The organism is Solidesulfovibrio sp., from assembly GCF_029978005.1.
Taxonomy (GTDB): Bacteria; Desulfobacterota; Desulfovibrionia; order Desulfovibrionales; family Desulfovibrionaceae; genus Solidesulfovibrio.
Genome location: NZ_JARKOZ010000129.1, coordinates 34,073 through 52,785, shown reverse-complemented (window position 1 = coordinate 52,785; position 18,713 = coordinate 34,073). Strand labels below are relative to the sequence as shown.

The 18,713-nt window shown below is 68.5% G+C and carries 22 protein-coding genes and 1 tRNA gene; 14 read left to right on the top strand and 9 right to left on the bottom strand.

The genetic code is table 11. From position 1 onward, the window contains the following. Nucleotides 1-159: 159 nt before the first annotated feature. Both tmk and Q1K70_RS14800 read right to left on the bottom strand, forming a co-directional pair. Nucleotides 160-798: a dTMP kinase gene (tmk, locus tag Q1K70_RS14805; RefSeq protein ID WP_300161079.1), complete on the bottom strand. Its 639-nt coding sequence runs from the start codon at nucleotides 796-798 to the stop codon at nucleotides 160-162. Further along, nucleotides 774-1,802, bottom strand: coding sequence for an HD domain-containing protein (locus Q1K70_RS14800; protein WP_300161077.1), 1,029 nt, complete (start codon nucleotides 1,800-1,802; stop codon nucleotides 774-776). The genes tmk and Q1K70_RS14800 overlap by 25 nt, the downstream gene beginning before the upstream one ends. A 127-nt stretch (nucleotides 1,803-1,929) precedes the next feature. On the opposite strand from Q1K70_RS14800, the gene surE reads away from it, so the two are divergent. Both surE and Q1K70_RS14790 read left to right on the top strand, forming a co-directional pair. Beyond that, complete coding sequence (surE, locus tag Q1K70_RS14795; protein WP_300161076.1) at nucleotides 1,930-2,697, top strand: 5'/3'-nucleotidase SurE; 768 nt, start codon at nucleotides 1,930-1,932, stop codon at nucleotides 2,695-2,697. Between the two features lie 173 nt (nucleotides 2,698-2,870). Continuing rightward, nucleotides 2,871-3,836: a diguanylate cyclase gene (locus Q1K70_RS14790; RefSeq protein WP_300161074.1), complete on the top strand. Its 966-nt coding sequence runs from the start codon at nucleotides 2,871-2,873 to the stop codon at nucleotides 3,834-3,836. Nucleotides 3,837-3,989: 153 nt separating this feature from the next. On the opposite strand, the gene Q1K70_RS14785 is transcribed toward Q1K70_RS14790, so the two are convergent. Next, entirely contained in the window at nucleotides 3,990-4,658 is a 669-nt protein-coding gene (locus Q1K70_RS14785) for an FMN-binding negative transcriptional regulator (RefSeq protein WP_300161072.1), read from the bottom strand. A 119-nt stretch (nucleotides 4,659-4,777) separates the two neighbouring features. Here Q1K70_RS14785 and Q1K70_RS14780 point away from each other — a divergent pair, with 119 nt between their 5' ends. The 7 genes from Q1K70_RS14780 (at nucleotide 4,778) to Q1K70_RS14750 (ending at nucleotide 8,967) form a co-directional block, all read left to right on the top strand. Then, nucleotides 4,778-5,251 (top strand): hypothetical protein, encoded by a 474-nt coding sequence (locus Q1K70_RS14780; protein WP_300161070.1) that lies wholly within the window; start codon nucleotides 4,778-4,780, stop codon nucleotides 5,249-5,251. A gap of 68 nt (nucleotides 5,252-5,319) precedes the next feature. Beyond that, nucleotides 5,320-5,538 (top strand): antitoxin MazE family protein, encoded by a 219-nt coding sequence (locus Q1K70_RS14775; RefSeq protein ID WP_300161068.1) that lies wholly within the window; start codon nucleotides 5,320-5,322, stop codon nucleotides 5,536-5,538. Then, nucleotides 5,535-5,858 (top strand): type II toxin-antitoxin system PemK/MazF family toxin, encoded by a 324-nt coding sequence (locus tag Q1K70_RS14770; RefSeq protein WP_300161066.1) that lies wholly within the window; start codon nucleotides 5,535-5,537, stop codon nucleotides 5,856-5,858. Before Q1K70_RS14775 ends, Q1K70_RS14770 begins: the two co-directional genes overlap by 4 nt. A gap of 134 nt (nucleotides 5,859-5,992) precedes the next feature. Beyond that, on the top strand, nucleotides 5,993-7,270 hold the full coding sequence (trmD, locus tag Q1K70_RS14765; protein ID WP_300161064.1) for a tRNA (guanosine(37)-N1)-methyltransferase TrmD: 1,278 nt from the start codon (nucleotides 5,993-5,995) through the stop codon (nucleotides 7,268-7,270). 80 nt (nucleotides 7,271-7,350) lie between these two features. Then, on the top strand, nucleotides 7,351-7,704 hold the full coding sequence (gene rplS / locus Q1K70_RS14760) for a 50S ribosomal protein L19 (protein WP_300161061.1): 354 nt from the start codon (nucleotides 7,351-7,353) through the stop codon (nucleotides 7,702-7,704). A 100-nt stretch (nucleotides 7,705-7,804) separates the two neighbouring features. Next, complete coding sequence (locus tag Q1K70_RS14755) at nucleotides 7,805-8,431, top strand: ribonuclease HII (protein WP_300161059.1); 627 nt, start codon at nucleotides 7,805-7,807, stop codon at nucleotides 8,429-8,431. A 131-nt stretch (nucleotides 8,432-8,562) separates the two neighbouring features. Further along, nucleotides 8,563-8,967 carry a YraN family protein gene (locus Q1K70_RS14750; RefSeq protein WP_300161057.1) on the top strand — a complete coding sequence of 135 codons (405 nt, stop codon included), beginning with the start codon at nucleotides 8,563-8,565 and terminating at the stop codon, nucleotides 8,965-8,967. Between the two features lie 107 nt (nucleotides 8,968-9,074). Here the strand turns inward: Q1K70_RS14750 and Q1K70_RS14745 are convergent, their stop codons facing one another. Beyond that, complete coding sequence (locus Q1K70_RS14745) at nucleotides 9,075-9,509, bottom strand: hypothetical protein (RefSeq protein WP_300161055.1); 435 nt, start codon at nucleotides 9,507-9,509, stop codon at nucleotides 9,075-9,077. 145 nt (nucleotides 9,510-9,654) lie between these two features. Here Q1K70_RS14745 and Q1K70_RS14740 point away from each other — a divergent pair. Together Q1K70_RS14740 and Q1K70_RS14735 are read left to right on the top strand one after the other, a co-directional pair. Next, a tRNA-Phe gene (locus tag Q1K70_RS14740) sits at nucleotides 9,655-9,730 on the top strand. Between the two features lie 440 nt (nucleotides 9,731-10,170). Then, the gene (locus Q1K70_RS14735) at nucleotides 10,171-10,482 is read left to right on the top strand and encodes a hypothetical protein (protein ID WP_300161053.1); all 312 of its coding nucleotides are present in this window, start codon (nucleotides 10,171-10,173) and stop codon (nucleotides 10,480-10,482) included. A 78-nt stretch (nucleotides 10,483-10,560) separates the two neighbouring features. Here the strand turns inward: Q1K70_RS14735 and Q1K70_RS14730 are convergent, their stop codons facing one another. Beyond that, the gene (locus Q1K70_RS14730) at nucleotides 10,561-11,691 is read right to left on the bottom strand and encodes an MBL fold metallo-hydrolase (RefSeq protein ID WP_300161051.1); all 1,131 of its coding nucleotides are present in this window, start codon (nucleotides 11,689-11,691) and stop codon (nucleotides 10,561-10,563) included. Nucleotides 11,692-12,289: 598 nt separating this feature from the next. Here Q1K70_RS14730 and Q1K70_RS14725 point away from each other — a divergent pair. Continuing rightward, complete coding sequence (locus tag Q1K70_RS14725; RefSeq protein ID WP_300161049.1) at nucleotides 12,290-12,547, top strand: hypothetical protein; 258 nt, start codon at nucleotides 12,290-12,292, stop codon at nucleotides 12,545-12,547. 147 nt (nucleotides 12,548-12,694) lie between these two features. Here Q1K70_RS14725 and Q1K70_RS14720 read toward each other — a convergent pair whose 3' ends face one another. The 4 genes from Q1K70_RS14720 to Q1K70_RS14705 form a co-directional block, all read right to left on the bottom strand. Beyond that, the gene (locus tag Q1K70_RS14720) at nucleotides 12,695-13,096 is read right to left on the bottom strand and encodes an OsmC family protein (RefSeq protein WP_300161048.1); all 402 of its coding nucleotides are present in this window, start codon (nucleotides 13,094-13,096) and stop codon (nucleotides 12,695-12,697) included. Continuing rightward, nucleotides 13,093-14,652, bottom strand: coding sequence for an MSMEG_0568 family radical SAM protein (locus Q1K70_RS14715; RefSeq protein WP_300161046.1), 1,560 nt, complete (start codon nucleotides 14,650-14,652; stop codon nucleotides 13,093-13,095). The genes Q1K70_RS14720 and Q1K70_RS14715 overlap by 4 nt, the downstream gene beginning before the upstream one ends. A gap of 217 nt (nucleotides 14,653-14,869) precedes the next feature. Next, nucleotides 14,870-15,739 carry an amidohydrolase family protein gene (locus Q1K70_RS14710; protein WP_300161044.1) on the bottom strand — a complete coding sequence of 290 codons (870 nt, stop codon included), beginning with the start codon at nucleotides 15,737-15,739 and terminating at the stop codon, nucleotides 14,870-14,872. 115 nt (nucleotides 15,740-15,854) lie between these two features. Continuing rightward, complete coding sequence (locus Q1K70_RS14705; RefSeq protein ID WP_300161042.1) at nucleotides 15,855-16,340, bottom strand: MSMEG_0572/Sll0783 family nitrogen starvation response protein; 486 nt, start codon at nucleotides 16,338-16,340, stop codon at nucleotides 15,855-15,857. A gap of 468 nt (nucleotides 16,341-16,808) precedes the next feature. On the opposite strand from Q1K70_RS14705, the gene Q1K70_RS14700 reads away from it, so the two are divergent. Beyond that, nucleotides 16,809-17,834, top strand: coding sequence for a beta-ketoacyl-ACP synthase 3 (locus Q1K70_RS14700; protein WP_300161081.1), 1,026 nt, complete (start codon nucleotides 16,809-16,811; stop codon nucleotides 17,832-17,834). Beyond that, nucleotides 17,831-18,712: a dienelactone hydrolase family protein gene (locus Q1K70_RS14695; RefSeq protein ID WP_300161040.1), complete on the top strand. Its 882-nt coding sequence runs from the start codon at nucleotides 17,831-17,833 to the stop codon at nucleotides 18,710-18,712. The genes Q1K70_RS14700 and Q1K70_RS14695 overlap by 4 nt, the downstream gene beginning before the upstream one ends. Nucleotide 18,713 lies beyond the last annotated feature (1 nt).

Sequence of the window (18,713 nt, the reverse complement as noted above, 5' to 3'; positions counted from 1 at the left end):
CATCGCCGGGCCGATTCCGGCCTCGCCGACGCACTCCCGCCCACAACCACCTGCCCACCCGCTTACCCATCTCCCTCCGCTCCCATCGAGGGGGTCCGGGGGGCATCATGCCCCCCGGCCGCCGGAGGCATCTTCCCTTCGTCCTTCGTCCCTGCGCGCCTATCCGATCTCCGTATCCAGTTCCAGCACGCGCCAGATGTCCGTTTCCACGGCATCAGGGTCTTTGGCGGCGTCGACGATGCGGAAGCGGCGCGGGTGGGCGCTGGCCAGGGCGAGGTAGCCTTGGCGCACGCGCCGGTGGAAGTCGAGGTGTTCGGCTTCGAAGCGGCCTTCGTTGACGGCGGTTCCGGCCTCAATGTTTCGGGCCAGGGCGCGGCGCAGTCCTTGTTCGGGGTCGATGTCCAGGAGGAAGGTGTGGTTGGGCCAGGTTCCGGCCACGGCCACGTCGTTTAAGGAGTTGAGCAGGGCGACGTCGAGGCCGCGTCCGTAGCCTTGGTAGGCGACGGTGGAGTCGGCGAAGCGGTCGCACAGCACGACGTGTCCGGCGAGCAGGGCGGGGCGGATGATTTCGGCCACGTGTTGGGCGCGGTCGGCCAGGTAGAGGAAGAGTTCGGCCCGGCTGTCGAGGTTTTGGGTCTTGGTGGAGAGCAGGATGGCGCGCAGGGTGGTTCCGAGGTCGCAGCCGCCGGGCTGTCGGGTGACGGTGACGGTCCTGCCCGCTTTTTCCAGGCGTTTGGTCAGGCGTTTGATCTGGGTGGACTTGCCCGAGCCTTCTACGCCTTCAAAGGTAATAAACACTGGGCGTCCTTTTCCCGTGGCCGTGGCGATTTTTCGTTGGTCTCGCGCGGGGTGCGCCTGGGGTTGTAGAGGTAGCGGTCCAGGGTGCGGGCGAAGGGGGACCACTGGCCGGGTTCCTCGGATTCGAAGGCGTTTGAGATCTGGTTGATCTTGGCGTCGATGTTGTCGGCGAAGTGGAGCACGAAGGCTTCGGCGGTCTTGGGCCGGCGGGGGGAGCCGTATTCGTATTCGCCGTGGTGGGCCAGGAGGATGTGCTTGAAGTGCAGGGCCAGTTCCGGGTCGATGCCGCATTTCTTGAGCAGCGGCTCCACCAGTTCGAGGGTGATGACGATATGTCCGAGCAGGCGGCCTTCGTCGGTGTAGTCCCGGGCCGGGCCGGCGGTGAGTTCCCAGGCCTTGCCGAGGTCGTGGCACATGGCGGCGGCGACGAGGGTGTCGCGGTCGAGGTGCGGGTAGCGCTCGCAGATGGCGAGCACGAGCCGGGCCACGGACAGGGTGTGTTCGAGCAGTCCGCCCCGGTAGGCGTGGTGGACGTTCTTCGCGCCCGGGGCCTCGACGAGCCGATCGCGGAAGTCGGGGTGGGAGAGGACCTTGGCGCAGAACTTGCGCCAGGGGGCATAGGAGATTTCGGCCCGGCACAATTCGGTCAGCTGTTCGAGGAGCGCTTCCGGCGGCTCGGCGCTCGTGGGCACGAACTGGGACAGGTCGGGCGCGTATTCCTCGGGCGGGAGCACCCGCAGGCGTTCGACGTTGATCTGCGGCCGGTCGCGGTAGGCTCCGACCTGGCCTTCGACGTAGACGAACTGTCCCGGGGCGAGGTCGGCGTAGTTGCCGGCGGCCGGGCTCCAGATCTTGGCCTCGATCTGGCCGGTGGCGTCCTCCAGGACGAGCGTCCAGAAGGGGCCGTTTTTGGCCTGGGCGAGCCGGGCCGCGCCGAGGCAGAACACGTCTGCGGCGGGCTGTCCGGGCGTGAGGTCTTTGACGTACTGTGTCTTCGCGGTCACGAGGCGGTCACCGTGCTTGGAGAAGATCGGAAGGTGCACGGGGGCGGGGCGGATGTCAATCCCGGCCGTCTTGACATCGCGGCAGCCTCGTCCTAGGTGCACGGCCGGGGCATCCCGGGGAGGGCGCATGCGCATCCTGTTGACGAACGACGACGGCATCCAGGCCGTGGGCATCCGCGACCTGTACAAGGGGCTGACGGCCGCCGGGCACGACGTGCTGGTGGCGGCCCCCATTTCCGAGCAGTCGGCCGTGGGCCACGCCATCACCATCGCCATGCCGCTTCGGGTCAAGGAATTCAAGGAGAACGGGTTCCGGGGCCTGGGCGTTTCCGGCACGCCGGCGGACTGCGTCAAGCTCGCGCTGACGACCCTTTGCGATACGCCGCCCGACCTGGTGGTGTCCGGCATCAACGCCGGAGCCAACGTCGGGGTGGACATCCTCTATTCGGGCACGGTTTCGGCGGCCACCGAAGGGGCGCTCATGGGCTATCCCGCCGTGGCGGTCTCGGCCGACGACTATGCGCCCAAGGACCTCACGGAGCAGGGCCGGTACGTGGCCGAGTTCATCGCCTCCCGGCCGTGGGAGGCCGCGCCGCCGCGCTGCGTGCTCAACCTCAATTTCCCGGCCGTGCCCATGGCTCAGGCCAAGGAGCTGCGGCTCTGCCCGCCCACGTCCGCCGTGTACAACGACTGGTACGTCACCCGCCAGGACCCGCGCGGCCGCGACTACTACTGGCTGACGGGCGCGATCCCGCCCGAGGCGCTGTCCCCGGAGACGGACCGGGCCATGCTGACCCAGGGGCACGTGACGCTCACGCCCCTGCGCTTCGACTTCACGGACCGCGAGACCATGGCCAGCCTGTCCGCCCGGCTGGGCGCGCCCGTCACGGGCTGACGGTTGCTTTTTTCCGGCATTAAGGCATGATCGCATCCGTAACGGACAGGGCTTCCGGCCGAGAGGGTTGGCATCGCGCCGTTTCGGGCGCCTGGGGATTCGGACGGGAGCGCGGCGGCCGCGCCGCCTGGACGCCGTCCAACAATGGCCAGGGAAGCGTTACCGGGATCGGCATGAACATCCTTATTGTGGACGACTCCGACTCCTCACGTCTGCTGCTCTCCACCATCCTCAAGGGGGCCGGGTACGTCGAGCCCTTGAGCGCCGGTTCCGCCGGCGAGGCCCTTTCGCTGCTCGACGATCGCTGCCGGCAGTACGACGCCCCGGACGTGGATCTGGTCCTCATGGACGTGGTCATGCCCGACATGGACGGCATCGACGCCACGCGGCTGATCAAGGCCGACACAAGGCTTCGCGACATCCCGGTCATCATCGTCACGGTCAAGGACGACGCGGCCAGCCTCGAGCGCGCTTTCGAGGCCGGGGCCATGGATTTTCTGGCCAAGCCGGTCAACAGCATGGAGCTGCGGGCCCGGGTCCGCTCGGCGCTCAAGCTCAAGGAAGAGATGGACCAACGCAAGGCGCGCGAGCGGGAGCTCGAGTCGCTGACCCGCAAGTTCGAGCAGCTCTCCAACCAGGACGGCCTGACGGGCGTGGCCAATCGCCGCTGCTTCGAGGACGTCTTCCGCAAGGAATGGCTGCGCTCGCGCCGCGAGGGCACGCCGCTGTCCTCGCTCATGATCGACATCGACTGCTTCAAGGATTTCAACGACACCTACGGGCATCTGCAGGGCGACATGTGCCTGCGGCAGGTGGCCGAGTGCATCGAGGCCGCGCTCAAGCGGCCCGGCGATTTCGTGGCCCGCTACGGCGGCGAGGAGTTCGTGGCCCTGCTGCCGGGCACGGACCTGGCCGGGGCGCTGTCCATCGCCGGGAACATCCGCGCCAACCTGCGCGCCGCCGGCATCGAACACGCCAGTTCCACGGTCGCCGACGTGGTCACCGTCAGCATCGGCGTCTCGGGCGTGGTGCCCAACATGGACATCGAGCCCGAAGCCCTGCTCGCCGCCTCGGACGCGGCCCTCTACCAGGCCAAGAGCGCCGGCCGCAACCGCGTGGAAGTGCGCCCGCCGGCGTAAGCGCCGCCCGCCGTTTCGCCCCCCGGCGGACCGGCCTGTGCGCCGACTCGTGTTCCGCCCCTCGGACCGGCCGGCCGACGCGCCGCCAAAGCCGGCCGGGCGACGGCGCTATCTTCGAGACCGCCTCGCCTCGTAGTCGGAAAAATAATAATATCAGTTTATTGCCTTCAAAGGGTGGTCGTTTTTCGAGGGCGCGCCCTCGCGTTCTCCTTCGACCAGCCGGGCCATGGCCTCGTCGGCGCGGTCGTGGCGCAGGCCTTGGGCCACGCCCTGCCTGTCGGCCTCGGTCCGGTTCTGGCTGACCTTCCATTTGCCTGTGATGGCGCGGATGGGGATCTCCAGGCCCACGATCTTGGCGAGCTGCGCCTCTACGAAGGAGGGCGGCGCGTCGCCCAGGCCCCAGGGCGCGGCCCGGGAGGCCTCCTGGAGCGCGGTCAGGGCGTCGAGTTGGGCGCGCAGCCAGTCCCGGTCCTCGACCAGGCGGGGCGTGCCCCGGACCTCGACCGCGACGTAGTTCCAGGTCGGCGCGACCTTGCCGTCCACGGCCTTGGACGTGTACCAGGACGGGGTGACGTAGGCCTGCGGCCCCTGGAAGAGCACCAGCGCCTCGCCGCCGGCGCGAAGGGCGTCGAGCCGGTCGTGGGCCCTGGACAGGTGGGCGCGCAGCACGCCCTTGCCGCCGTCCTCGGCCAGCAGGAAGGGCGCGAGGTCGGCGCGAAGGCCCTCTTCGCCGTGGGTGACGAGGGTCCCCAGGGGATGGGCGCGGAGCAGGGCGTGAAGGACTTCCAGGCGCTCCTCGCGAAAAAGCGGGGGGATGAACATGGCCGGCCTCCGTGGCGGTTGGCGTTTCCCGGAGCGTTCGGGATACGCGTGCGCGGGCCCGGCGTAAAGGCGAAGCGGGAACGTCCGCCCCGGGGATCGGGCGGCAAGGAGGAGGGCGCATGCGCGGGATGCTGCTGGCTGTTCTGGCGACGGCCCTGGCCCTTTCCGGCTGCTTCGCCCCCAAGGCCGAGGTCGCGGCCCGCAACTGGCGGCCCATGGGCGGGAGCTCCCTGCCCCTTGGCCGGCTGATCGCCCTGTCTCCCGGCATAAGGACCGCCACCTGGGAATCCTTCGCCGGCGTGGACGGCCGGACCGTGGTCCGGCTGGCCGCCGAATACGACCCGGCCCGGGCGTCGGCCGGCTGTCCGCCCCTGGCGGCGGGCCTGGCCCGGGCGGCCCGGAGCTTTCTCATCGTCGATCTGGCCGTGACGCCGGACGGCAAAGTGGACTTCATCGCGTCCAAGGCGCAAGCCTACAACGCCGACGGCTACTTCGAGGAATACGACCTGGACATCGGCGTCGTGGCCGACCTGGTCGCCCGGGCCAGCCCCATCCCCTGCGCCGACTTCGGCCTGCCGGCCTACCTGCGGTAGCATCGCGCGTGTGGGCCGGCTTGACAGGCCGGGGAGAGGTAACTACGTTACTTCGCGGAGGCTTCGCCATGCAATCCGATCCGCTCACGCCAAGCCAGAAGATGCGGCAATACCGCTGCAAGATGAAGCTGAAGGGACTGCGCTCCGTTCAGATATGGGTGCCCGATACGCGTTCCCCGGCGATTTCGCGGGAGCTTGCCCGGCAGTCCGTCCTGGCCAGCCGCGCTCCTGAGGAAGGGGAGGTCATGGCCTTCCTGGACGACGTCCGCGCCTGGGATGACGCGTGAAACGCGGCGATTTGGTCGTCGTGTCCATGTCCGGGGACTACGGAAAGATGCAGCCGGCCGTGGTGATCCAGCACGACCAGGTGAACGCGACCCACGCGAGCGTGGTCGTGTGCCCGCTGTCCTCGCACCTGGTCGATGCGCCGCTTTTTCGGATCAGTGTGGACCCGTCGCCTGAAAACGGGCTGGAAACGGCCTCGCAGGTCATGATCGACAAGATCTCGGCCGTGCGGCGGGACCGGCTGCGCGATGTGATCGGCAGGCTCGACGATGCCGTGATGGTCCAGGTCAATCGTTCCCTGGCGCTGTGGCTCGGCTTGTGAACCGGGCCGGCCCGGAGCGCGCGCAGGGCTGCCGGCCCGGCTTTCCCCGCGCCGCGCCGGCGCGCCCTTGCGCCGCGAGGGATTATCGGGCATGCATCGCCGGTCGCGTTTCCGGCGGCGGAGGCAACGTTCCCGTGCACTTCACGGTCCTGACCATTTTCCCGGAATTTTTCGATTCCTTCCTGTCCTGCGGGCTCATGGCCAAGGCGGTGGAGGCGGGCGTGGTGTCCGTTGACCGCGTCAATCCTCGGGATTTCGCCACGGACAGGCACCACACCGTGGACGACCGCCCCTACGGCGGCGGCCCGGGCATGGTCATGGGCCTGCCGACGCTTGTTTCCGCTCTGCGCTCCCTCGAACGCCCGGGCCGACTGCTCATGCTCTCGCCGGCCGGGCGGCCGCTGACCCAGCGATTCGCCGCCGAGCTGGCCGGGGAGGAGGCGCTCACGCTTCTCTGCGGCCGCTACGAGGGCATCGACGCCCGGCTGTTCGATCTCTTCGACATCACGCCCGTTTCCGTGGGCGATTTCGTGCTCTCGGGCGGCGAATCGGCCGCCGCCTGCCTCATGGAGGCCGTCTCCCGCCTGGCCCCGGGCTTCATGGGCAAGGACGCCTCGGCCGAGGAGGAGAGCTTTTCCGCCGGGCTGCTCGAATACCCCCACTACACCCGGCCGGAGGTCTTCGAGGGCCTGGCCGTGCCCACGGAACTGCTGAGCGGCAACCACGCCGCCATCGCCGCCTGGCGGCGCGAGCGCTCCCTGGAGACGACCCTGGCCCGGCGGCCGGACCTCTTCGACGCCGCGACCATCACGCGCGAGGAAGCGGCCCGCCTGCGCCGCCTGCCCCGGGCCCGGGCCGGGCGCAACATGCACCTCGGCCTCGTGCACGGGCCGGTGGTGCTCAAGGACGGGAAAGTCGGCACGGTGTCTTTGACAAACCTTGACGTTCACGATATAGCGCGCGTTTCCCGTACCTATGGCTTGGGCGGGTTCGAGGTGGTGTCGCCGCTTCGGGACCAACTGGCCCTGGCCGCGCGCATCGTGGGCCATTGGCGGGAAGGGCCGGGATTGGCCGCCAATCCCGACCGGACCGAGGCCTTGTCCCTGGTGCGGCTGCACGAGGGGCTGGATGCGGCCCTGGACGCGGTCGCGGCCGACCACGGCCGCCGGCCGGCGCTGGGGGCCACCAGCGCCAAGGGGCCGGCCACCCTGTCCTTCGCCGCGGCGCGGGAGCTTATCTGTTCGCGGCCGACGCTCGTGGTCCTGGGGACCGGGCACGGGCTGGCGGACGCGGTGCTCGAGCGGGCGGACGGGATATTGCCGCCGCTGCGGCCGTTTTCGGACTACAACCACCTCTCGGTGCGGGCCGCGGCCGGCATTCTCACCGACAGGCTGCTCGGCGATGCCCTCTAGGGGCGGCCGGCGACGACAACGACATTCCAAGGCCCCACGGGACGCGCGCGTCCGGCGGCCTTACCTGAGGAGAAAGCGTCATGAACGTGATCAAGCAGATCGAGCAGGAGCAGATGCGCCTGGACATGCCGGCCTTCCGCCCCGGCGACACCGTCAAGGTGCACCTGCGCATCATCGAGGGCGAGAAAGAGCGCATCCAGGTGTTCCAGGGCGCGGTGCTGCGGCTGCGCAAGGGCGGGGTGGACTCCACCTTCACCGTGCGCAAGGTGTCCGACGGCGTGGGCGTGGAGCGCGTGTTCCCCATGCATTCGCCGTTCATCGAGCGCGTGGAAGTGGTCTCCCAGGGCAAGGTGCGCCGCAGCCGGCTGTACTACCTGCGCAGCCTCCGGGGCAAGGCCGCCCGCATCAAGACCAAGACCGCCTGGGAATCCTAGGCCCCCGGCGCTTCGCCGTGGCCCGCTTCGGACCCCTTTTCCCGGCCGCCGCCTGCCCGTTTCCCCCAAGGGAAGCGGGCAGGCGCGGTCGTCTTTTGCCATGTCCGTGACCGACGTCGCGCTCGCGGCCGGCGTGGACGAGGCCGGCCGCGGCTGCCTGGCCGGGCCGGTGGTGGCCGGGGCGGTGATCCTGCCCCGGGACTACGACCTGCCGTACCTGACCGATTCCAAAAAGCTCTCCGCCGCCCGGCGCGAGACCCTGGCCCCGGCCATCAAGGCGCAGGCCGTGGCCTGGGGCGTGGGTATGGCTTGGCCGACGGAGATCGACCGCATCAACATCCTCCAGGCCACCTTCGCGGCCATGGCCCGGGCCGTGCGGGCCATGGGGCTCATGCCCACGGCGTTGGCCGTCGACGGCAACAAGTGCATCCCGGCCGGCCATCTGGTCATCCTGACCGCCTCGCCGCGCCAGCGGGCCATCGTCGGCGGCGACGCCAGCGTGCCGGCCATCTCCGCCGCCTCGATCCTGGCCAAGACCTGCCGCGACCGGCTCATGACCGTGTTCGACCGCCAATATCCGGGCTACGGCTTCGCCGGCCACAAGGGCTACGGCGCGGCCGCCCATCTCGAGGCCCTGCGCCGCCTGGGGCCGTGCCGCCTGCACCGCCTGACCTTTCGCGGCGTGCTGCCCGAAACCTCGCGTCAGCTCGGCCTGCCCGGCATCTGACCCCCCATGCCCATCGTTTCCCTTTCACCCCTGTCCTCCCCCCTTCCAGGGGGTCCGGGGGGGATGATCCCCCCCGGTGGGGAGGGCCAGGAGGGGCAAAGCCCCTCCTGGCCGCCGGAGGCGTCTTCCTGATGCCTGCCGCGCCCCACTTGGCATTGGGCCGCGCGGGCGAGGCGGCGGCCGAGGCCTTGCTTGCCGGCAAGGGCTACGCCGTGCTGGCGCGCAACTTTCGCACGCGCGGCGGCGAGGTGGATCTCGTCTGCCGGGACGGGGACACGGTGGTGTTCGTGGAGGTGAAGACGCGCCGGTCGGGGAGCCTGGCCCGGCCGGACCAGGCCGTGACCGCGTCCAAGCGCGGCCGGCTCGTGCGGGCGGCGGCGGCCTTTCTGTCCGAGCGGGACCTGTGGGACCGGCCGTGCCGGTTCGACGTTGTTGCCGTGGTCGCGACGGGAAAGGGGCTCTCGGCCAGCCATCTGCCCGACGCCTTCGTCCTGGAGGACGGCCTGGGCACGGGGAGTTTCTACCAGCCCGGCTGACGTCATGTCCCCGGCTTCCGTCCGGACGGAGGCCGGGGACATGACGCCTGAACGATCAGTCTTCCCTTGAACCGAAACGGCGTTGCCGGGGGTGCGGGCGCTGGGGCCTAGTCGTTGTCGTCGACTTCGGCGCAGGAGTCGTCTTCCGAGAGGGAAAACGAGGCGGCGGCCTCGAAGATGCGGGCTTCGACATAACTGACGCTGTCGTCGTCGCCGGATTCGAGGTCGAAGCAGTAGCCGTCCTTGGAGAGCAGGCCGTCGGGGATCAGGTCGCCGCGCTCCTCGGGGTCGGTGATGGTGTCGGCGTAAAAGCATACGGACAGGAAGCGTTCGCCGTCGAGGCTGGCCACGTCGACCATGGCGATGACGGGGCGGCCGCGGGGCGGTTCGGCGCGCAGGCTGTAGGTCGCGGGCGGCCTGGGCACGAAGGAGACGGTGGCTTCGTTCAGGCTTTCCAGGGCGGACCTGAGGCGCATGAAGGCGGCCTTGACCCCGTTTGGGTCGTCTTGCCAGTCGGCGAGAAAGGCGTCGAGTTCGGACATGTGGGGTCTCCTAAAGGTAGAACAGGACGAAGAGATAAAAGGATAACCCGAGAAGGGAAAAAACGAAATCGCTTCGTGGCATGGGAAACTCCAAAAAAAAGGTTGCCAAGCCCAAGGGCGTGGTATAAATACCGTCTCTCGCCGCGCCGAGGTAGCTCAGTCGGTAGAGCAGGGGACTGAAAATCCCCGTGTCGGCAGTTCAATTCTGTCCCTCGGCACCACAGAAATCAAAGGGTTAGCTGCAAAGCTGGCCCTTTTTTCTTTTTGCCTCATGTTTTTCTCCCCACTCTCTCCCCACTTTGAAAATGATGGGGAATGCTGTGAGCGCTCAACCAAAATGAGAAATCGTTGCAAGCAAAGTGAGAAGACTCAAACCCCCCCGTTCTCTCATTTTGGTTGATATTTTCACCCCCATTTCAGCCCGATTTCTCATCTTGCCTTCCGCCCGCCCCGCGCGCCTGGCCGACGCCCGGAAGCCCACGTCCGGCCTGTGTTTAGCCCACGTTGAGCCTACCCGATCCAGGCCCCACGCCATTTCTCATTTTGCCTGACTCCCCACAAATGCATTGAGGTGAAAATAGCCCAGGCCCGCAGGGATGGAAAGTGGCGGCAATCCCGTGTTAGGTGGCAGGGAAATTTGTTTGAATTTCGAGGAACGATCATGGCAACGATCAAACACGAATCACATATCTTCATCGGTAAGGTCAGGCGACTTTTCGCGGTCCACTTCCGCAAGGGCTACGTGGCTCGGCAACTGCGCGACCGCCAGGGGGACTGCCACCAGTGCGGGACATGCTGCCACTTCACCATCGTTTGCCCGATGCTGACCCGGGACCATTTGTGCCGCGTGTACGGCAAATGCCGGCCCAAGGCCTGCCGTCTGTTTCCCCTCGACCAGAAGGATATCGATGACGTGGCCCGGTGCGGCGGGGTTTGCGGCTACGGCTTCGACACCCGAGCAAGGCCACATTAGAAAAGCTGCCTTTCCCTGCCGTGCCCTCCACCGACCGCTCGACACAAAACCGCGTCCAGCCCGGCCCACGGCGAGGCGTCAGAAGCCGCGCGCGGCCACGTTTGCGCCCTCGTCCACGCCTTTCCACCATTGGGCGTACGCGCCTGCGGCGTCGTCCAGCCTGGCCGCCTCCCCGATCATCGGCGTCAGCAGCCGGTAGGACCTCCCCCGGCTTGCCACGGCGATGCGCTCGAGGGGTTCGTCCCAGGGGTGGAAGGCGATGGAGAACTTGCCCACATGGGCGGGGAAGAGCGCGCGGGCCCCGAGGTCTTCGGCCGCCTGGGCGGCTTCTTCCGGCGTCATGTGCATGAAGGCCCACTGGCGGTCGTATTGGCCGCAATCCAGCATGACCGCGTCGAATCCGCCGAAACGCCCGCCGATGTCGGCGAAATGCGGCCCGTAGCCGCTGTCCCCGCTGAAAAAGACGCGCTGCCGGGGCGTGGTCAGGGCGAATCCCGCCCAAAGGGTCTTGTTTCTTCGCAGCAAGCGCCCGGAGAAGTGCCGGGCCGGCAGCACATGGACGGCGAGATCGCCTGCCAGGGCGACGGATTCGAACCAGTCCGCCTCGTGGATGCGCTCCTCGGGGTAGCCCCAATAGGCGAAATAGGCGCCGAGGCCCAGGGGGCACACGATGTCGCGCACCTTGTCCCTGAGGGCCGCCACCGTCGGGTAGTCCAGATGATCCCAGTGGTCGTGGGAGACGAGCAGGCAGTCGATGACGGGCAGGTCCGCGACGGTGAAGCGCACGGCGGCGGGGAAGGCGGTGTTGATGCCGCCCAACGGCGAGGCATGGTCGCTCAGCACTGGGTCGATCAGGATGCGTTTGCCGTCGAGTTGGAGGTAATACGAGGAATGCCCCAGCCACACGAGGACGTCGCCGGCGGCCGCCAGACCGGCGAAATCCGTTTTGACCGCCGGCAGCGGCCTGGACGGCCTGGTGCGCTTCTTTTCGAGGAGAAAGTTCTTCACGAGGGTGGAGAGCAGGTTGCCGTCCTTGGAGAAGGATCGCGTGGGGATCAGGTTGGCGAATCGCCCGTCGGCATAGTGGGGCGAGCGTCGGACGGCCTCGAGGCGCGCGCCTTCGGGGAGCGCGCCGAATTCCGGTTGCCGCAGCAGGACGACGGCGCCCGTCGCGCCCAGGGCGGCGAGGAACAGAAAGCACAGCAGCATGGTACGCATCCGTCTTTTCATGGGTGTCGGGCCGGCCTGAACCCCCGGCGGCGATCCGTCGGGAACGGCCTGTGGAAGGTCGAAGGGCTCGTGCGGCGCGGACGGCCCGGAGGAGCGGTCGGTTTTTTCCGGGCCGGTCGCCAGCCTCGTCTCCCATACGCGCGTCCGGGGCTGGGCGAAAGACACGATCCCCTCTGATTCGTGCCTGATTCTCGCCCGGGTGTTCGCAGCGAACGCTTCGGGCCGGCTGCGGAAGACGCCGGACGCCTTTGTCGGCGGGAAAAGCCCGGCGCAGGCCTCGATGAGGTCGCTTGCCGCTGCCGCGTTTCGCGCCGGCCAGCGCCGGGTCTCGGGGCAGCGACCGGCCGAAGCGCCGACGCCTCTTTACAAACCCCCTGCCCGGGACCGTTCTTTCTTCAGAAAACGACAGCGCGGTGGGTTGTGCGGCCGTTTTTTGGTGTAGACAATGTCATGTAAATGTGCTTTTTTGAACTTGCGTGCAAGTCCGTCCCTCCAACAGATGACTTTGGCCTGTAACGGTACATCGCGTGAGTGGTTCGACGCCCCGTGAACTTCAACAAGGTCCGGAGGTAAGGAAATGAGGATTGTGCTGCTCCTGGTTTCGTTGTTGCTGTGCGCTGGCAGTGCGTTCGCCGCCGAAGATGCCGCCGATCTGGCGAACAGGGCGAAGTTCGAAAAGGAATGCGCCGCTTTGATCGCGCCGGGCGGTCCCTGCGCCGAAGTGAAGATGGGCGGCGGCGGCAGACGCGGCTGCGTGGCCCAGCCGGAGAACCTGGAAAAGGCCACCCCGGCCTGCAAACAGGTCATCGACGAATGGAAGGCGCTCAAGAAGTAGCCTGACCGGCATCGGATCGCTGGAACAACATCGAGCCGCGTCGCGGGAGCGCACCATCCCGCGACGCGGCTTGCTGCGTTAAGGGCCATAGGATCGCCGGGCCGCCTCTTCGGCCAAGGTCCGGCGTCGGCCGAAAGTCTTCTTCCTTCAGGCCGTCTCCCGTCCCTCGGACGCCGTCTCGACCCGTACCGGCACGTCCAGGCTGTTGGTGACGAAGCAGTAGTTTTTTGCCTGCCGGATGATCTGCTCGAGCGCCTTCGCGTCCAGGGAACACCGTACCGTGACGACGATCTCGCCGAAGCGGAACCGTTCGGGGTCTTTCGTTCCGCAGACCTCCAGAGACAGGTCCGCGACGGACTGCCGCCGCCTGGCGGCCACGTAGCGGATGGACTGGCCGAAGCAGGCGGCCACGGACCACAGGAGCAGCTCGCTCGGCATGGGGCCGAGCCCCTGGCCGCCGTAGTCCGGCGACTGGTCCGAGACCAGGTCGTGCAGGTCCGAACGCAGGGTGAAGGCCGTTTCGCTCAGGCTTTCGGCGGTGACGATCACGGCTCCTCCCGGCGCAGGTTTTTTTCCATGAGCTGGTGCTTCCTGCCTTGCAGCAGGAAGGGCTTGCCCAGCCGCGACCAGTGCAGCCGCTGAAAGAAGCGGACGTTTTGCCATTGCACCGTGGCCAGGAAGCGGCGCACGTCGGGCCTTGCCCGCATGAGGTCCACGGCCTTTCGCACGAGCAGGGCCCCGATGTTGACGCCGGTGCGAAATTCCGGCCGCACGGCCAGCCTTCCGCCGTACCACACGCCGCCCCGGTGCCGGTAGCAGCGCACCACCCCGGCCACCTTGCCCGCCACCAGGGCGATGACGGGCAGCGCCCCGTCGTCGTGGGCGTCGCGGTCGCTGGTCGGGAAGATGCCCTGCTCCGAGACGAACACCTCGTGGCGCACCCGCAGGTATTCCTCGATCTCCTCCGGGCTTTGGGCCAGCCGAAGGGTTACGGCCCCGGCGTCGGCCACGGTCTCGGGCAGGACCGGGGCGCTTTCGGTGAACTGGAGCAGGGAACAGGCCCGGCAGCGCACGCAGCCGGCCGAACTCGCCTCGGCCGAGAGGCCCTGGTCCCGCAGCATCGTGCCGATGGCCCGGTACATGCGCCCCAGGTAGGCCGGGTCCACGGACTTGGCTTCGGCCAGGCAGGAGTCGAGCAGGGGCCGCAGGGGCACCACCACCGGATAGACGCCGAGCGCCGCCGCCCGCCGGCAGCCGTCGAGCGTCAGGGTCTCGTCTTCGCCGAGCCCCAGGATCACGTAGGTGCTGACCTTGTTGCGTCCGAACACGGCCACGGCCCGGGCGAAGGCCGTAAAATAGGCTTCCAGGTCCACGTCGGCCTTGCCCGGCGTCATGCGCCGGCGCACGGCCGGATCGAAGCTCTCCACGTGGATGCCGACGTCGGTTGCGCCCATGGCTCGCAGCCGGGCGTAGAGCCCCGGGTCGCGAAGCGGCTCGAACTGGATCTCCACGGGTAGGCCAGTGGCGGCGGCCACGGCCGCGGCGCACCGGCCGAGGTAGAGCGCGCCGTCGTCCGGGCAGGACGTGGTGCCGGCCGTGAGCGTCACGTGGCGCACGCCGTCGAGGTCCCGGGCGGCCAGGGCCACCTCGGCCAGTTGTTCGGGCGTCTTGGTGTGAATGGTGGCGTCGCGGTCCAGCGACGCGCCGATGGCGCAGAACCGGCAGCGGGTGCGGCGGCTGTTGTAGCGCGCGCATTCCTGGATGACGGTGGAGGCCAGGCAGTCCTGGCCGTGGAGCCGGGCGATCTTGGCGTAGGGCACGCCGTCGGCCGTTTGGCCGGCGTAGAAGCGGGGCGTGGGCACCGCCCGGGCCCGGCACAGGGCCCGGCCGTCGCGTTCGAGGCGCAGCGCGTCGCCGTCCGGGACGAAGGCGTAATCCGAAGCCTGTGCGGCGCGGCTCAGGGCCGGGATCATCACCGGGTGGCCGTCGATGACGTAGGCCCCGGCGTCGGCCGGGCCGGCCCCGCCCCGGCGCACGGCCCCGCGATCCATGATTCTGGCCCCGTAACTTTGCAGGGCCACGTAGTCGGCGAGCGTCATGGTCATGGCGTGGCGTCCGTTTTGTCGGTTATGGCCCGGCCGGCTCGTCCGTCCGGCCCGGGCCGTTGGCGGGAAGCGCCGCCTGGGCCGGCGACGCTTCCCGGAGGGGGTGCGCGGCTTTTGTCGCACCCGCGAAACACGTCCGCGCGCATTCCACGGACGACGGACTCGCACGGTCGTCGGGCCTGAGGAAACGCCGTCGCATTCCTTGGGCGAGGCCAGGCTAGACGCCGTAGAGCTTCTCGGCGTTTTCCCAGAAGATTTTGTTCTTCATCTCCTCGGAAATGCCCAGGCCCTCGAACTTGTAGTATTCGCTCCAGAAGTCGCTCCAGGGCTCGTCGGAGCTGAACATGACGCGGTCGTCGCCGATGCCCTGCTTTTCGATCTCGTCGAACAGGTAGCGGTTGCAAAAGCCCACCGACCAGGACGTGTCGGTATAGACCTTGTAGCCTTCCTTGATGAACTTCAGGAACTCGGGGATGAACTTGATGTGGCCGGACACGCCGCCGCCGCAGTGCACCACGTGGACCTTGACCCGCTTGCCGAAGGCCTTGACGAACTTGATGGCGTTGCCGACGTCGGAGCCGCCGCCGGGGCTGGTGTGCAGGTGGAAGACGTGGTCGTGGCTTTCGCAGACGTCGATGATGCCTTCCCACATCTTCTTGGTGTCCTCGTCCCATTCCTCGGGATTCCAGGTGCCGCCGAGCAGGCAGGTGGCCTTGAGCACCTTGATGCCCGGCTCGCCGGCCAGCTTCATGGCCGCCTCGTTGGCTTCCTTCATCTTGATCGAGGGCGAGAACCAGACGCCGCCGAGGATGCGCTTGTCCGGGTGGCCGCAGGCGTCGAGCACCACCGGGTTGAGGCCGAAGGGCTGGGAAGCATCGGGGATGCCGTAGTTGGACATGACGATGGCGCGGTCCACGCCCAGGCCGTCCATGATCGCGATCTTGGCCGCGCGGTCGTTGTCGCAGTAGACCGTGGGGTTCACCGGCTCGGGCAGGCCGTAGTACTTGAAGCCGTCCATGAAGCCGATGTGGTTGTGGACGTCGAAGACCTTGCGCTTGACCTTGTCGCCGTGGTTGAAACGTTCCATTCGTGTCTCCTCGTTGCGGAAATGGGGCCATGCGGCGATTGCCGCCTGTCGCGTCGCCGGGAATACGTCCGTATCTGCCGCGACGCCGTCCGCTCGCCTCCCTCGGGACGCGACCCTAGACGGTCCAGGTGGACAGGATCAGGGCGCCGGCGCGCTGGTGCATGAGGATGCAGTCCAGCACGTCCAGGGGATGGATGGCCTGGACGCCGGCGAGCAGGTCGGTCTCGCGCATGCCGTACAGGGCGGACATGGCGAAGCGGCAGGCCACGACCTTGCCGCCCTCGTTCATGATGGTGGTGAGCTGCTTGTTGTAGGCCAGGTTGCCGGCGAAGCCCTCGTCGCCGACCTTGGGAAAGCCGCGCGTGGCCGAGGCCATGAGCACGCCCGGGCCGTAGAGCAGGAAGGTCACTTCGTAGCCCTTGCGCACCAGGCGGGTGGCGGTGAGCATGTTGATCAGGCCCACAGACCCTTCGAAGGGCACGGTATGCATGCAGATCAGCGCCTTTTCGCCGGGATTGGCCTTGATGTCCTCGTAGACTTTGGGGCCGTGATTGACGATTTCGTCACCGATGGCGATGGGCGGAATGGATACCATGGGCATGGGGAACTCCTTGGTAAGAGGTTTGAATGCCGAAACTTTTCTTGAAAAAGCAAGCGCCGTGCCGTCGGAATCTTTTTCTGTTTTTGTAAAATGACGGCCTATTTGCGGCAGGTGGAGACCGAAACGGGGCGGTGAGCCGGCCGTTGCAGCGGAATCTCGTGGAAAACGGCGCGATGTCTCACTGAAAACGACGAAATTTCGCTTCACCCGACCGGGCGCCGTATCGGTTCGCCTCGCGGGCGGCCGTCCGCGCCAGGGAATCGGCGGAATTTTCCAGCCGCGCTTGAGGGAGTTGCGTTTCCCCGTGCAACAATCCGACCGAATCGGCCCCATGTTTGCTTCAGGGACATCGTCCCGGAGCGTGGCGGCGAACGGTTTGCGCCGCGTTTTCCGGGAGGGCGAGAAAGCCGACGGGAAGCGTGCCGCATGAATTACGACAGTTGCCGGACGGGAATCGGGAACGTGGGAGTGGGGCCGAGCCCCAGGCAGGAGACCCTGTGCCGCCTCCTGGGCCTGGGCGGGCATCTGCCCGAGGGCGTGCTGACCAACGAGGAACTGGCCGGCCGGTTCGGGGTGACGCCGGAGTGGATCGCCTCGCGCACGGGCATTCATGAGCGGCGCATCCTGCCCGCGGGCCTCGACACCTCGGACATGGGCCTGGCCGCCGCCCGGGCGGCGCTGGCCGACAGCGGCCTCGCGCCCGGGGCCGTCACCCATCTGCTGGTGGCCAGTTGCGCCCCGGACGGGCTCGTGCCCAACACCGCCTGCACCCTGGCCCGCAAGCTCGGCCTGTCGGGCCTGGCGGCCATGGATTTCAACGTGGCCTGCTCGGGCTTCCTCTATGGCCTGTACCTGGCCGCCGGCATACTGCGCCTGGAGCCGCAGGCGCGCGTGCTGCTGGTCGCGGCCGAGGCCATGTCGCGGCTTTGCGCCCCCGGGGACCGCAACGTCAACGTCATCTTCGGCGACGGCGCCGGGGCGGCCGTGCTCGGGGCCGGCGAGGGCGGCGGCCTGGCCGTGACGGACATCCTGCTTTCTTCCGATGGGACCCACGGCGCGCTTTTGACCGCCGACGGCGGCGGCAGCCGGGCCGCCTACGCCTCGCCGGACAGCCCCGTGGGCGAGGCCTACTTCCTCAAGATGCAGGGCCGCGAGGTCTTCCGCCATGCCGTGGGCCGCATGAGCGAGGCCTGCCTGGCGCTTCTGGCCCGAAACGGGCTGTCGCCGGACGACGTCGACGTGTTCGTGCCGCACCAGGCCAACGGGCGCATCATCGAGGCCGTGGGCGAGCGGATCGGCCTTGGCCCGGAGCGGACCGTGGTGACGCTCGGGCACTGCGGCAACACCTCGGCCGCCTCGATCCCCCTGGCCATGGCCGAGGCCCGGGCCCAGGGCCGGTTTCGGCCCGGGCAGCGGGTGCTGCTCGCCGCCTTCGGCGCGGGATTCACCTGGGGCGCGGCGCTGTTGCGCGTGGACGGGGACGGCGCGCCGTGACGGAGCTTGTCGCCACGCCCGGGGTGCGCGGCGAGCTATACCTGCCGTCCCGGGCCAGGGGCCCCCTGCCGGCCGTGGTCATCCTTTCCAGCAGCGCCGGGGTCTGCGACGTGCGCGAGCGCTTCTACGCCCGCAGCTTCGCCTCTCGTGGCCTGGCCGCCCTGGTGGTGGACAGCTTCGGGCCGCGCGGCATCGCCGAGACCATGACCGACCAGAGCCGCCTGCCCGAAGCGGCCATGGAGGGCGACGCCTACGCCGCCTACGACGTCCTGGCCGCCGACGGCCGCATCGATCCCCGGCGCGTCGCGGTCATGGGCGTCTCCAAGGGCGGCCTGGCCGCCCTGGGCACGGCCCTGTGCGTCCGCCGGGCCTGGTTCTCCCGCCGCCGGCCGGATTTCGCCGCCCGTGTCGCCCTGTGCCCGCCGGCCCATCTGCAGCAGCGCGACGCCCGCACCGAACCCGGCCCCGTGCTCGTCCTGCTCGCCGGCCGGGACGACTACGCCGGTCTGGCCCCGGCCCGGGACTATGTCCTGCGGCTGCGCGCCGCCGGGCGCGCCGACGTCTCCCTGGCGGTCTATGCCGAGGCGCACCATGCCTGGGAGCGCCCCGGGCCGCCCGTATGGCTGCCGGACGTCGAGAACTATTCCCGCTGCCGCTTCTTCGTGGACGACGCGGGCGGCCTCGTCGAGCCCCTGTCCGGCCACCGGCTGCCCCTGGACGCCTTCTACCGCCGCCGCGAGGCCTTCCTGACCCGGGGCGGCCACGCCGGCGGCGGCGACGAGGCGCTGCGGGCCCGCACCGTGGCGGACATCCTGCGCTTTCTGTCCGAACAGGCGGATTTTCCCATCGCCCCCAACCCTGAAACCCAAGGAGCGTGAA